The organism is Myroides sp. DW712 (assembly GCF_046557355.1).
Classification (GTDB): Bacteria; Bacteroidota; Bacteroidia; order Flavobacteriales; family Flavobacteriaceae; genus Flavobacterium.
Map to the genome: position 1 here is coordinate 313,895 of NZ_JBKFDO010000002.1, position 11,994 is coordinate 325,888.

The 11,994-nt window shown below is 38.0% G+C and carries 15 protein-coding genes; 8 read left to right on the forward strand and 7 right to left on the reverse strand.

Annotated features, from left to right (window positions below):
• Window positions 1-187 precede the first annotated feature (187 nt).
• Complete coding sequence (locus tag ACLJX0_RS02965; protein WP_410878262.1) at window positions 188-1,060, forward strand: DMT family transporter; 873 nt, start codon at window positions 188-190, stop codon at window positions 1,058-1,060.
• On the opposite strand, the gene ACLJX0_RS02970 is transcribed toward ACLJX0_RS02965, so the two are convergent.
• The gene (locus tag ACLJX0_RS02970) at window positions 1,052-1,558 is read right to left on the reverse strand and encodes a DUF456 domain-containing protein (protein WP_410878264.1); all 507 of its coding nucleotides are present in this window, start codon (window positions 1,556-1,558) and stop codon (window positions 1,052-1,054) included. The two genes, ACLJX0_RS02965 and ACLJX0_RS02970, sit on opposite strands and share 9 nt — an antisense overlap.
• Before the next feature lie 50 nt (window positions 1,559-1,608).
• On the opposite strand from ACLJX0_RS02970, the gene ACLJX0_RS02975 reads away from it, so the two are divergent.
• Complete coding sequence (locus ACLJX0_RS02975) at window positions 1,609-2,088, forward strand: hypothetical protein (RefSeq protein ID WP_410878266.1); 480 nt, start codon at window positions 1,609-1,611, stop codon at window positions 2,086-2,088.
• Window positions 2,089-2,233: 145 nt separating this feature from the next.
• On the opposite strand, the gene ACLJX0_RS02980 is transcribed toward ACLJX0_RS02975, so the two are convergent.
• Window positions 2,234-3,172 (reverse strand): hypothetical protein, encoded by a 939-nt coding sequence (locus ACLJX0_RS02980; RefSeq protein ID WP_410878268.1) that lies wholly within the window; start codon window positions 3,170-3,172, stop codon window positions 2,234-2,236.
• Window positions 3,173-3,232: 60 nt separating this feature from the next.
• Between ACLJX0_RS02980 and ruvC the strand changes: the two genes are divergently transcribed.
• Genes ruvC through ACLJX0_RS03000 form a run of 4 tightly spaced genes read left to right on the forward strand, consistent with a single transcriptional unit; the run spans window position 3,233 to window position 6,085 of the window.
• Window positions 3,233-3,787 carry a crossover junction endodeoxyribonuclease RuvC gene (gene ruvC, locus ACLJX0_RS02985; protein WP_410878270.1) on the forward strand — a complete coding sequence of 185 codons (555 nt, stop codon included), beginning with the start codon at window positions 3,233-3,235 and terminating at the stop codon, window positions 3,785-3,787.
• On the forward strand, window positions 3,787-4,920 hold the full coding sequence (gene hemW, locus ACLJX0_RS02990) for a radical SAM family heme chaperone HemW (protein ID WP_410878272.1): 1,134 nt from the start codon (window positions 3,787-3,789) through the stop codon (window positions 4,918-4,920). The genes ruvC and hemW overlap by 1 nt, the downstream gene beginning before the upstream one ends.
• Window positions 4,921-4,924: 4 nt before the next feature.
• A complete protein-coding gene (locus tag ACLJX0_RS02995) occupies window positions 4,925-5,695 on the forward strand; it encodes a cyclase family protein (protein ID WP_410878274.1) in 771 nt (256 codons plus the stop codon).
• A gap of 18 nt (window positions 5,696-5,713) precedes the next feature.
• Window positions 5,714-6,085, forward strand: coding sequence for an MmcQ/YjbR family DNA-binding protein (locus ACLJX0_RS03000; RefSeq protein WP_410878276.1), 372 nt, complete (start codon window positions 5,714-5,716; stop codon window positions 6,083-6,085).
• A 193-nt stretch (window positions 6,086-6,278) separates the two neighbouring features.
• On the opposite strand, the gene ACLJX0_RS03005 is transcribed toward ACLJX0_RS03000, so the two are convergent.
• The 4 genes from ACLJX0_RS03005 to ACLJX0_RS03020 all read right to left on the reverse strand — a co-directional run bounded on the left by ACLJX0_RS03005 (window position 6,279) and on the right by ACLJX0_RS03020 (window position 9,203).
• Window positions 6,279-7,070 (reverse strand): energy transducer TonB, encoded by a 792-nt coding sequence (locus ACLJX0_RS03005; protein WP_410878278.1) that lies wholly within the window; start codon window positions 7,068-7,070, stop codon window positions 6,279-6,281.
• A gap of 114 nt (window positions 7,071-7,184) precedes the next feature.
• On the reverse strand, window positions 7,185-8,417 hold the full coding sequence (locus ACLJX0_RS03010; RefSeq protein ID WP_410878280.1) for a M56 family metallopeptidase: 1,233 nt from the start codon (window positions 8,415-8,417) through the stop codon (window positions 7,185-7,187).
• A gap of 4 nt (window positions 8,418-8,421) precedes the next feature.
• A complete protein-coding gene (locus ACLJX0_RS03015; protein WP_410878282.1) occupies window positions 8,422-8,787 on the reverse strand; it encodes a BlaI/MecI/CopY family transcriptional regulator in 366 nt (121 codons plus the stop codon).
• The gene (locus ACLJX0_RS03020; protein WP_410878284.1) at window positions 8,784-9,203 is read right to left on the reverse strand and encodes a hypothetical protein; all 420 of its coding nucleotides are present in this window, start codon (window positions 9,201-9,203) and stop codon (window positions 8,784-8,786) included. The genes ACLJX0_RS03015 and ACLJX0_RS03020 overlap by 4 nt, the downstream gene beginning before the upstream one ends.
• A gap of 139 nt (window positions 9,204-9,342) precedes the next feature.
• Between ACLJX0_RS03020 and ACLJX0_RS03025 the strand changes: the two genes are divergently transcribed.
• Window positions 9,343-9,873 (forward strand): hypothetical protein, encoded by a 531-nt coding sequence (locus ACLJX0_RS03025; RefSeq protein WP_410878286.1) that lies wholly within the window; start codon window positions 9,343-9,345, stop codon window positions 9,871-9,873.
• Window positions 9,874-9,945: 72 nt separating this feature from the next.
• Here the strand turns inward: ACLJX0_RS03025 and ACLJX0_RS03030 are convergent, their stop codons facing one another.
• Entirely contained in the window at window positions 9,946-10,527 is a 582-nt protein-coding gene (locus ACLJX0_RS03030) for a tRNA-(ms[2]io[6]A)-hydroxylase (RefSeq protein WP_410878288.1), read from the reverse strand.
• Between the two features lie 90 nt (window positions 10,528-10,617).
• Here ACLJX0_RS03030 and ACLJX0_RS03035 point away from each other — a divergent pair, with 90 nt between their 5' ends.
• Complete coding sequence (locus ACLJX0_RS03035; protein ID WP_410878290.1) at window positions 10,618-11,883, forward strand: glycosyltransferase; 1,266 nt, start codon at window positions 10,618-10,620, stop codon at window positions 11,881-11,883.
• Window positions 11,884-11,994 lie beyond the last annotated feature (111 nt).

Genomic DNA, 11,994 nt, shown 5'->3' on the forward strand with positions numbered 1-11,994 from the left:
TTTTGTTGTTTTTGCCTGTATTATGCGTTTATGATGCCTCCATAGTGAGTCCAGTAAAAAACTTGTTTTACTAGACTCACTATGGACACATTATAGAGGCACTATGGACACAACAAAAAGAGAAAAGACAGAGAAACAATGCAAAAAGTAACGTATTTTGCGGACAAATTAAAAGCATATCCCCCTCATGGCAAATAAACCTAGAATTACACTGTTTATCGGAATTTTGTGTATCTCTATTTTTCCTGTTTTAGTAAAGATGGCCTTAGTACCGGGCTTAATATCTGCCTTTTACCGCATGGCTATTGCAGCAGTGTTTATTGTGCCTTATGCGTTGTTTACCAAGCAAATCAAATGCTATGACAACAAAACGACCCTATTGATGGTGTTGTGTGGGATGTGTTTTGGATTGGATATTGGTGTATGGAATATTGCCATTCAAGGATCAACGGCTACACAAGCTACGTTACTGGGCAATTTAGCTCCTGTATGGGTGGGTATTGGCAGTTATTTCTTCTTGCAAATCAAACCCTCTCTTAATTTTTGGCTGGGAACAGTCTTGGCGTTAATCGGTATGGTGACATTAGTAGGGGTTGACGTATTTGTCAATCTGTCGTTTGATATTCCTTTTTTGTTTAGTATTCTTTCAGGATTGCTGTATGCAACTTATATTTTGCTGAGTAAAAAAGTATTGGCTCAGGTAGGGGTGGTTCCCTTTATGTCCTATAGTATTTCAGTTTCGACGATTTTCCTTGCACTTTTAAATTTGATTATGGGATCAGCGTTTACAGGATTCTCTCCAGCAGGTTGGATGACCCTTGTGGTACAGGGCGTAGTGTGTCAGTTGTTGGCTTGGTTACTTATCAGTTATGCCACACAAAATATGCGGGCTACTCGCGTTTCATTGAGTCTGTTGAGTCAGGCTTTATTTGCCGCTTTACTGGCTTGGTATTTCTTAGATGAAGCCATCTCTATGCAAATGGTTATTGGAGGAGGAATTATCCTCTTAGGCATTGGGCTTACCTTTGTCAATAAACCCTTACTTGGAAGGTCAGAATAAGGTGTAGGTAGAGAATTTTTGTACGATAAGTATGATTCCCCAAATCAGAAAAACAAGACCGAAAATCACCTTTAAAAAAGTAGAAGCAAGAAACCCAATAAAAGAACCCAGGGCTGCTTTCAATGCTCGAGTTAGATTGTGAGAATCAAATAGAAGCTCACCCAGTAATGCACCTAAGAACGGACCAATAATAAAACCAAAGGGGATGGGAGCAAGAATACCAATAATTAGACCAATATTGGTGCCCCAAACCCCATATTTACTTCCCCCAAATCGCTTGGTGCCTTGAGCGGGGATAATGTAGTCTAAGACCGAAATTACAATCGTTAGGAGTAAGCTCCCCCAAAGAGCTAGACTGCTGACCTCAATTCCATCGACAAAATACAAACACAGGATCCCTAACCAACTCACAGGAGGACCCGGTAAAGCAGGTAGTACACTGCCAATAATTCCAAAAACGAAGAGTAAAATGCTTAAAATTAATAAGAAATAGTCCATCTCTATTTTTTTTGTATTTTTGAGTAACTAAAGTACAACAATATTGCTTCATGAAATCGAGTTGGATTATTTTCTTTTTTTCCTTTATATTGACTTCTTGTCAGTGGATGTCCGCTCAGCTTCCCAATGAACAAGAATTACTCGAAGAAGAGTTGAATAAAATTGATTGGACTAAAGTAGATACCTATCCCAGTGTGGCAGCTTGTGATTCTATTTTTGATGAAACAGCCCGAAAAAATTGTTTTTTTGATTATATCACTGCTGCGTTAGAAGAAAACCTCAGAATGGATACCCTTCGAGGCGCATTTACAACGCTAGATACCCTTAATGTACTCGTGACTATACAAGCCGATGCACAAGTATCCCTGGCTTTATATCAATTGAATGACAGCTTAAAAAAGCAGTTAAAGAGTGTAGATAGTTTGTTAGTGGAAAAAAGTAAGCGACTACAAGCCTTATCTCCAGCGACCAAAAGAGGAGTGCCCGTAACCAGCCAGTTTGTATTACCCCTTGTTTTGCATAAACAGTAAGTGGAAATGGGAAATCGGAACGCAGTGGAAATCGAAACGTAGTGTAGATTCATCGAACACCCAAACAAATATAAAATCAGTGAGATAGATGGGAGATGGGGGTATATTCTTATGTAAATAAGGGACGAAAAAGCCTAAATACAACCTATTTTTTTACTTTAAAGGTCAAAACAAAATAACTGCCTATGGAAATAGGAAGCACAATATTCAAGAGCCAAATCAAGGTTGCTACTAAGGCGACCACCCATTGGTTGACATCCAAAGCAGAGAAGATAAACATAGCAATACTTCCTTTTACTGCGAATTCTAAGAATTGAAAATTCGGTAACGAAGAGGCCAGCAAATAAATCGCTGATACCGCACAAAGAAGTTCAAAGTAAGGAATTTCCACGCCAAAAAGATAGTACAAAATGACGTATTGATGCGTGAAAGATGCATAGCGCAACAAAGCTAAAAACAAATTCTTGCGATGTTTTTGCTTAGGAATAGCTTGAAGCATTTGAATCAATGTGTTGATTGAATAGCCTTTTATACTCAAATGACGAAAGGAAAAGAACAAAAGAATAATCGTCAAGGCTATTCCATAAAGGATCCATAAATAGTATGGTGGAATAAATTCATGGGTATAATTGAGGATGGTTAAACCGAGTAAACCAAAAACAATCGCGTAAATAACCTGAACACCGTTGCAAACCATGTTGAGAAAAATTACTCTTCCCGTATCTTTTTTTGGAAAGTACAAGGCTTTTCCTGCATACTCTCCAATGCCATTGGGTGTAAATATCCCTAAGGTTAATGCGCTTAATACTTGCTTGGTTGCCTGTCCAACGCTTACGGGGTGAATGAGGGACGATAGGTTCTGCCATTTTAAAATTTCGACAAATCGATTGGAAAAGGTCAAGAAGAGCAAAGCAAGTAGTGCCCATCGATGTTCAGGAGCAACTAAAACTTCTCGAAGCAGAGTAAAGTCCAACGTTTCATCCTTGGAGAGTTTCTTATAGATATAATAAAATGCACTACTTACGACGATAATCTTAAGCAGAAGTACAAGGAATTGTTTAGTTTTGTTGGACACAATTTTCATTCCTACAAAGTAAATCCTTTTTTGGGTCTTGATGGAGGAGAAAGAAAAAAAAGTAACGATTTGACCATAGATAGAATTATATTGGGAATTGATCCAGGAACAACCATAATGGGGTTTGGACTCATACGTGTAGTGAATAAAAAAATGGAGTTTATTCAACTGAATGAATTGCAATTGAATAAATACGACGATCACTATACGAAGTTGCGTCGAATTTTTGAACGTACGATTGAGCTGATTGAAACCCATTGCCCGGATGAAATTGCCATTGAAGCTCCTTTCTTTGGTAAAAACGTGCAATCAATGTTGAAATTGGGACGTGCGCAAGGAGTTGCTATGGCTGCAGGTCTTTCACGTGGTATTCCCATTACGGAATACGAACCCAAAAAAATAAAAATGGCCATCACTGGAAATGGAAATGCTAGCAAGGAACAAGTAGCAAAAATGCTCCAACAATTGTTGGGATTAAAGGAATTGCCCAAAAATCTCGATAGTACCGATGGATTAGCTGCTGCTGTTTGTCATTTTTTCAATTCTGGAAAAACGGTTGTAGGTAAATCCTATAGCGGATGGGATGCATTTATCAAACAAAATCAAGATCGAGTTAAGAAATAATGGCGGGTATTTACATTCACATTCCCTTTTGTAAGCAAGCGTGTCACTACTGTGACTTTCACTTTTCTACCTCGCTAAAGAAAAAGGAGGAACTATTGGCGGCCTTGGCGCAAGAGCTCGTTATGCGTAAAGAGGAAGTAAAGGGAGAATCGATTGAAACCATTTATTTTGGTGGTGGAACGCCGAGTATCTTAGCCATAGAAGAGATTAATGCCTTAATCGAGACAGTCTATCAAAACTTTCAGGTGGTAGCACAACCAGAAATTACGTTAGAAGCCAATCCCGATGATTTAGATGCAGCGACGATTCATCGATTAGCCCAGTCCAAAGTCAATAGACTGAGTATTGGTATTCAGTCGTTTGGAGAAGAGGACCTTAACATGATGAATCGCGCCCATAATGCACAAGAAGCCATGAGTTGTTTGCAGGAAGTAGTACAGTATTTCGATAATATTTCGATTGATTTGATTTACGGAATTCCCAATTTGTCTAATGAACGCTGGTTGGAAAATATTCAGCGGGTTCTCGATTTAGGCATTCCCCATATTTCGTGTTATGCACTAACGGTTGAGGAGCGTACCGCTTTGAATAAACTCATTCAAAAAGGCGTTGTACCTAGCCCAAAAGAAGAAGTGGCACATGCTCACTTTATGTTGTTAATACAAAAGTTGAGAGCGAATGGCTATATTCATTATGAACTGTCTAACTTTGCCAAACCAGGGTATTATTCCCAAAATAATTCTGCCTATTGGTTGGGTAAAAAGTACTTAGGTATCGGACCTTCGGCACATAGTTTTGACGGAAAATTTAGAAGTTGGAATATCTCTAATAATCCGCTTTATATTAAGGCGATTGAAGCAGGGGAATTACCATCAGAAATAGAGGAACTTTCTTTGGTTGACCGCTATAATGAATATATGATGACGGGGTTACGCACCATTTGGGGCGTTGATTTGAATCGCGTGTCCGCTGAATTTGGTGCCGATTTTCACGACTACTTGTTGCGTGAATCAGCCTCGTTTATTGCAGAAGGATTGATGCACCAACAAGACACGATTTTAACAATTACCGACAAAGGAAAATTTTTAAGTGATGGTATTGCATCTGATTTATTTTGGTTAGATTTGAACTAAAACAGTGAAAGCAACCCTCTCTATTTCCAATCAAACCTATGCGATTGATTTTTCACAACCCATAGATATCTCAATTCCCTTAACCAATACGGAGGATAATCCCATCGCTTGGTATCTGGATAAACCCTCTATTGAGCCCGTTCGCGTAGGAGATTGGGTGGGTAAGGTAAGTGAAGGACAATCGTCTACTAATTTTAATACGATTGCGTTTAATCCGCATGGACACGGAACACATACGGAGTGCCTAGGACATATTACCCGCGACTTTTACAGCATTAATGATACGTTGAAAACCTTTGTGTTCTTGGCACAACTCATCACGGTGGAACCCGAATTACAAGAAGATGGGGATGCGATTATCACCCTAACACAAGTGCAACAGGTTTGGAAAGAACAACAGCAATCAGCCATTGTAATTCGAACATTGCCCAATACGGTTGGAAAGAAACACAGTAAATATTCCCATACCAATCCGCCTTATCTCGCCGCAGAAGCTGCAACTTTTTTACGCGAAAAGGGCATCAAACACCTGCTGATTGATTTGCCTAGTGTGGACAAGGAAAAAGATGAAGGAAAATTAGCCGCACATAAAGCTTTTTGGAAGGTAGAAGATGTTAACCAAGTCAATGCAGATGCGCAATTTGATGCAACCATTACGGAACTAATCTATGTGCCTGATACCGTAGCGGATGGATTGTATGTATTAAATATTCAACTCGCTTCTTTTGTCAATGATGCTTCGCCAAGTAAACCTATTCTTTATTCGATTTTATAACGTAATTATACACAAGCCATGGATGTACATGTGATTTACGATTATTGCCTAAACAAAAAGGGAACAACGGAAGATTTTCCCTTTGATGAAGAGACCCTAACTTTTAAAGTGGGAGGAAAGATTTATTTACTCCTGAATTTGACCAAATGGGAGCGAGGGGATTGTTTTATTAATTTAAAATGCGATCCAGAAAAAGCAGAAGAACTTCGCGCGGACTACAGTGAAATCGTTCCCGGTTATCACATGAGTAAAAAGCATTGGAATAGTGTGCATTTAGGTGGTGCTGTACAGTGGAATTTAATAAAAGAATTAATTGACCATTCGTATGATTTGGTCTATGCTAGTTTAACTAAAAAAGTAAAGGATAGCTTAGCAGATGCAGAAGTTTAGATCATGCTATAATGGTTAGGGATGATACGCCCTTACTGATACAAGTAAGTGGCGGATGAACGTGAACCTAAAAATAATACAAAAATATAGTAAGGTGAATTTCAATCTGTAATTTATAGGTGCTGTAAAATTAACAAAAAATAAAATTCAATATAAAAAAAAGAGAGCCTTTTTAGCTCTCATTTTGTTTTATTTACATTTCAAGAATTTCTACCTGGTGAGTAAATCGAATAGTTAGCTTGCTCTTTACTGGTTTTCCATTATAGGTTGCTGGGTTCCATTTGGACATACGTCGAATTACATCAATAAAATCATCTAGAAAGACTTCTTTTAGTTTTTCATTTTCAATTCCTTTTATCTCGGCATTAGTAACTGTTCCATCCGATTGAATGAGAATGGTTATATTGTATTTAATCTGATCCCCTACGTAATTAGCATTTGACTGAGGTCCTTTTATTTTGTGAAATTCTTTCCAAAAACCATCGATACCTGTTGGATATTGCGCCATTTTAAAACTGGCATCCTCTTTCTTGGCATAATAGGTTGGGTTCGGATTACCTTGTTTAAGATCATCAACCAGAATATAAAAAGGAACCGTGTAACGAGCTTCTTCCGCCAGGTCTTGTTTTTTAGCAGGCTTCCATTTTTTCATCTCCTTTACAAGCTTTGTCGTTCCTTCCGTTAATTGGGCATCAGGCAAGCCTAGAATGATGATATTGTCTAATTTACCTGTCGTAGTAACAGTAAAAGCGACTGTAAATTCAAGAGCATTTTCATCTGTGTCTATCCCTTTCCACTTTTTGTAAAAAGCCATTAGAAAATCCTTCATAAAATGCCCTGGGTACTTGGCGTGATTGGCTTGCTCTAGTATTGCCATTTCCGCATGACTGGGTTGTTCTTTAGCTAGCGTATTGTCTCCACTAGAAACAAGAAATAGAATCGAAAAGAAACCAATGAGCTTCTTTTTTTGGGTTGTCATCCACATTCGGTATTCGGTTTGATAATAAAAAAGTAAAGTTAATGCTTATTAGTGGTGTAAAAAAGCTTTATTCTTTTATAATTAAGTGAAAAGGTAAACCAGTATCCCTAGTAAGATAAATTAAGCTTCTTTTGCTGCTTCAAGTTGTACGGTTATGGGTAGGGTAAAATGGCTGCGAACGATTTTACCATAGTGTTTAGCTGGAATCCATTTCTTCGTTTTAGCTAAAGCGGCTAGTGCTGCTTCTCCTACACCAAAGCCTGGATCTTTAACAATTTTGACTTCATTTAGACTACCGTCTTTTTCCACAATAAACATCAGGATAACACGTACCGATTCGCCTTCAATTTTTGGTGTATGAAAGTTTTGAATAAAGTCCTGATTAAAAGCACTCATTCCTCCTGGATAATTGGCAGGCTCCGAAACTACGATATGTACTTCATTGGGATCTTCAGTTTGCGTTGATTTGGGTGATAGATTTTCACTTTTTGGTTTATCTTGAGCAAATACAGTGGTCGCTCCCATAATCGTGAATAAGAATACAGTGCTCAAAACAGCTAAGGTGTTTTGGAGCGGTTTGTTGGTTTTTGTAAGCATCATAAAACGTTTTTTGGTTAAATTAAAATTGAATGAACTACTCAGGGGTTGTTCCTGTTGTAGATAGGTTTGAGTTAAAAGCAATTGAAGATAGGCTTGGGTTTCTTCTTTTGACGTATTCAAGGTATCATCGGCTAAGAATTCATGATTCAACGCCATGTTCTTTTGGTACCAATACAACAAGGGTTGGAACCAAAAGAGTATTTTCAATATCTCAATAAACAGAATATCAGAGGAATGACGTTGTTTGACATGATTGTATTCATGAAGAATAATTTTGTTACTCCAATCAATGGGAATGTGCAAAGGCAAATAGATGGTGTCTCTAAAGGTAAAAGCCATCTCAAGTTCAGCGACTAAAACAAAACGTTGTCCACGATCATAAACCAGTGTACCTTGTTGCTGCAAGCGATGAAAACGTAAAAGTGCCAGTACAAAGCGAATCAACATAAAGGTTACACCTGTAAGATAAAGAAATAACAGGCTGTATGGTAACGTCAAATTCGGTAAGATTGTTGTTGTTGACTCCTCTGGAACACCAATAATTACCTCGTTTAAGTGGGATATAGTCGTATTCGTCGCTGTTACTATACCCGTAGATGGAATCTTTATCAACGGCAGTAGAAAAACAGCAAGCAAAGCAAAAAGCAAATAGTATCGCTTGAACACATGAATCTTGGTTGACTCTAAAATGAATTTATACAACCCCAAAGTGAAAAGCAATAAGAGTGTGGTTTGGATGAGGTAGAATAGCATACGGTTATTTTTTTAGTTGGTCTTCAACAAGCTTTTTTAAGGCTTCGAGTTCTTTTTTACTCATCTTGCTTTTTTGCGTAAAGAAAGAGGCAAAGGAAAAAGCAGAATTATTAAAATGTTGTTCTACCATGGTGTTGAGGTGGGTTTCAAAATAATCGGCTTTTGGGATCAAAGGCGTGTATGCTCTAGAGTTGCCAAAGGTTTTATAGGTGATAAATCCTTTTTCTGTCAGGCGTTTGAGCAAAGTCGCTAAGGTTGTTGGAGCCGGTTTGGGATCTGGATACTTATCTAATAGATCTTTGGAAAATGCTTGTTGTAAATCCCAAATGTATTCCATCAACTGTTCTTCGGTTTGTGGTAATTTTATCATCGTTGTACTTTTGTTTCGTGTTGTAATTGTCCAAACTCGTAATGTCTGACGTAAATTAATTGTTCTTTGGTATCGTAAATAAACCAAGAACCAAAATAAAAATAGTGTAAACCAGTGGGGGTAGAAAGTAATTTGGTTTGTCCTTTCTCTGCTATTTTTCCATTGGGATGATAATAGGTGGTGTAGGCAATGGAATCTTTAAATTGTTGTTTCTTGTACAGTTTTCCATTGTAGCGATATCGCCAGGTTCCCTTTTGAAAGCCGTTATGGTCATAACGCCCTCGGACGACCTCCCTGATTTTTCCCTCAACTTTCGTTTTATAAACCCAACGCCCTACATTTTCACCATTCAATTTTTGATTGATGGCGCAGCCCTGTAAAAACAGTAAAACTAAGAGTAAGACAATTGTTTTCATTTCTATTGATGTAGATGTTGTTCTACAAATATAGAATAAGTAATTAGAAAACCAACTATAAGATTAAAAAAAAATGGAAAAACTTGATATATTTACAAACGCAATACCTTTGTATTGAATCTTTTATTCGATATATATTATGATTTACGAGATTTTGGCCTCAGGAAATACGAGTTTAGCAAGTAGAAAAAAAGTGCGGGAAACGATAAGAGAACAACCAAATCTAATTGCGACTTTACTAGGTTTTACGTTTGATTCTACCAGTAAAGTAAATGTAATTGCCAGTATTATTTTGGATGATTTGGTTCAAATAAATCCTAGTTTATTGAAGGAGTACCTTGTGGTTTTTATTGAAAAATTACCCAAGGTAACAAATGAAAGTGTGAAGCGATTGACGAGTAAAATGGCTGTTTTATTGTTGGAAGAGTACGCAGATTTACTGACTAGGCAGCAAGAAGAACAATTAATCAATCAAAGTTTGCTATGGTTAACTACAGAAACCAAAGTAGCAACTGAAGCCAATGCGATGCAAATCATTTTGTTGTTGCATAAGAAATTTCCCACCCAAGTAAAATTAATTGCTGAATTAATCGAAGTGCGTTTTCCAGAGAAAACACCAGCTTATCAAAGTAAGGCACGAAAATTATTAAAGGTGACAGGTGACAGGTGACAGTTAACAGTTGACAGTGAACCGTCAACTGTTAACCGTTAACTAAAAAAGGGCATGCGCCCTTTTTTAGTATTATCCGTGAATGTGTTCTTTGGTTCCGTAACTCTGAATTAAGTTTCCTTCAAATTCCAACCATTCTTTCCAACGTTTATCTACATCTACGCGTTCACTGTATTTTCGAGCAAACTTTAAGAACGTAGTATAGTGATTGGCTTCTGAAACCATCAAATCATAGTAAAACTTGGCCAATTCTTCGTCTTTGATGTTTTGAGATAGTACGCGAAAACGCTCACAGCTTCTCGCCTCAATCATCGCTGCAAAAAGCAAACGATCAATGAAGGCATCGTTTCGACTTCCGTCTTTTTTACAGAATTTGACCAATTGGTTCACATAATCGTCTTTGCGTTCACGTCCTAAAGTATAGCCTCTTTCTTTGATGATATCGTGAACCATCTTAAAATGCTCCATTTCTTCAATGGCAATTTCCGTCAATTCGGTTACTAAATCTTCGTGCTCTGAATTATAGGTAATTAAGGTAATGGCATTTGTTGCCGCTTTTTGCTCACACCAGCAGTGATCCGTCAAGATTTCTTCGAGATTTGACTCTGCAATATTAGCCCATCTTGGATCGGTTAAAAGTTTAAGTCCTAACATAGTTCCATTTCGTTTTCAGCAAAAATACTAAATATAATAGAGATTAAAAATTGGGGTGATTTACTGCGGAAGAAGCTGTATTTTTGTGCGATGGAGAAGGTATTACAAGGAAAAAAGATACTGATTATCGGTCAAGTATGGCCCGAATCGCGATCCTCTGCCGCAGGTAAGCGCATGTTGCAGTTGTTGGCGGTTTTTCAGGCATGGGGAATGGATATCTATTTTGGCTCTACGGCACAAAAGTCGCCCTATAGTGATGAATTAAGCTCTTTTGATGTACAAGAAGTGGCAGTGTATCTCAATGATGAGCGCATGGATACTGTTTTAGCCGATTTACAGCCTGATTGGGTCATGTACGACCGTTTTATGATGGAAGAACAATTCGGTTGGCGGGTAACAGCTCAATGTCCACAAGCGAAGACCTTACTTGATACGGAGGATTTACACTTCTTGCGCTATGCGCGCCAAGAACAACTTAAAAAGGGGAGTGGTACGCTAGATGCATATTTGTATGGGGATCGAACGAAACGCGAATTAGCCAGTATTATGCGTTGTGATCTAACGCTATTGATTTCTAGTGTCGAATGGGAATTGTTGGTGCATCAGTTTCACCTTCCTCAAGATATACTCTTTGTATTACCTTTCTTAGAAGAGAATATTTCGGACGACGAACAGACAAAACTATTATCTTTTGACGAAAGAGAAGGTTTTGTATTTATCGGTAATTTTATTCACGAACCCAATTGGCAAACGGTGCTGTATTTAAAAACGGAAATCTGGCCGTTACTACGCCAAGCCTTACCTCAGGTGCATTTACATATTTACGGCGCTTATCCTTCAGCGAAAGTATTGCAATTGCACAATCCCAAAGAAAGGTTTTTAGTGCATGGTAGAGCAGAAGAAGCTTTAACCGTAGTAGAACAAGCCAGGGTAATGCTAGCTCCTATTCGCTTTGGTGCGGGAATTAAGGGAAAGTTTGTGGACGGAATGCGCGTGGGAACTCCAAATGTGACAACAGCGGTAGGGATGGAAGCTATGGCAACTGTAGAGGAGTGGAATGGTTGTGTTGCGGAAGAAGTAGCTGATTTCATCCAAAAAGCAGCTGAACTCTATCAAAATAAAACCCTTTGGGCGGAAAAACAACAAAAAGGCTTTGATTTATTGCAAACAACCTACAATAAAACACAACATATTACGCGATTCAAATCAAAAATCATAGAATTGGAAGAAGCTGTCGACCAACATCGTAAAAACAATTTTTTACTAGAGGTGTTTAAACACCACAGCGCACAAAGCACCAAGTACATGGGATTGTGGATCGAAGAAAAAAATAAGCATAAAAAAGAGGCTGTCTAAAAAGCCTAAAAAACAAAAACCCCGTCTAAAAAAGGCGGGGTTTTTTCATTGTTTGTCCTCAAAAATAATTATCTTCAAGGTGCACCCAAACAATAAGAAAGACAAATATAA

What these genes read in the sequence shown, in the direction of transcription:
- ACLJX0_RS02975 (WP_410878266.1), top strand. Translation starts at nt 1,609, where the DNA reads ATGAAATCGAGTTGGATTATTTTCTTTTTTTCCTTTATATTGACTTCT.
- ACLJX0_RS02980 (WP_410878268.1), bottom strand. Translation starts at nt 3,172, where the DNA reads ATGAAAATTGTGTCCAACAAAACTAAACAATTCCTTGTACTTCTGCTT.
- ACLJX0_RS03000 (WP_410878276.1), top strand. Translation starts at nt 5,714, where the DNA reads ATGGATGTACATGTGATTTACGATTATTGCCTAAACAAAAAGGGAACA.
- ACLJX0_RS03025 (WP_410878286.1), top strand. Translation starts at nt 9,343, where the DNA reads ATGATTTACGAGATTTTGGCCTCAGGAAATACGAGTTTAGCAAGTAGA.
- ACLJX0_RS03005 (WP_410878278.1), bottom strand. Translation starts at nt 7,070, where the DNA reads ATGTGGATGACAACCCAAAAAAAGAAGCTCATTGGTTTCTTTTCGATT.
- ACLJX0_RS03035 (WP_410878290.1), top strand. Translation starts at nt 10,618, where the DNA reads ATGGAGAAGGTATTACAAGGAAAAAAGATACTGATTATCGGTCAAGTA.
- ACLJX0_RS02965 (WP_410878262.1), top strand. Translation starts at nt 188, where the DNA reads ATGGCAAATAAACCTAGAATTACACTGTTTATCGGAATTTTGTGTATC.
- ACLJX0_RS02970 (WP_410878264.1), bottom strand. Translation starts at nt 1,558, where the DNA reads ATGGACTATTTCTTATTAATTTTAAGCATTTTACTCTTCGTTTTTGGA.
- ACLJX0_RS03020 (WP_410878284.1), bottom strand. Translation starts at nt 9,203, where the DNA reads ATGAAAACAATTGTCTTACTCTTAGTTTTACTGTTTTTACAGGGCTGC.
- ACLJX0_RS03015 (WP_410878282.1), bottom strand. Translation starts at nt 8,787, where the DNA reads ATGATAAAATTACCACAAACCGAAGAACAGTTGATGGAATACATTTGG.
- hemW (WP_410878272.1), top strand. Translation starts at nt 3,787, where the DNA reads ATGGCGGGTATTTACATTCACATTCCCTTTTGTAAGCAAGCGTGTCAC.
- ACLJX0_RS03030 (WP_410878288.1), bottom strand. Translation starts at nt 10,527, where the DNA reads ATGTTAGGACTTAAACTTTTAACCGATCCAAGATGGGCTAATATTGCA.
- ACLJX0_RS03010 (WP_410878280.1), bottom strand. Translation starts at nt 8,417, where the DNA reads ATGCTATTCTACCTCATCCAAACCACACTCTTATTGCTTTTCACTTTG.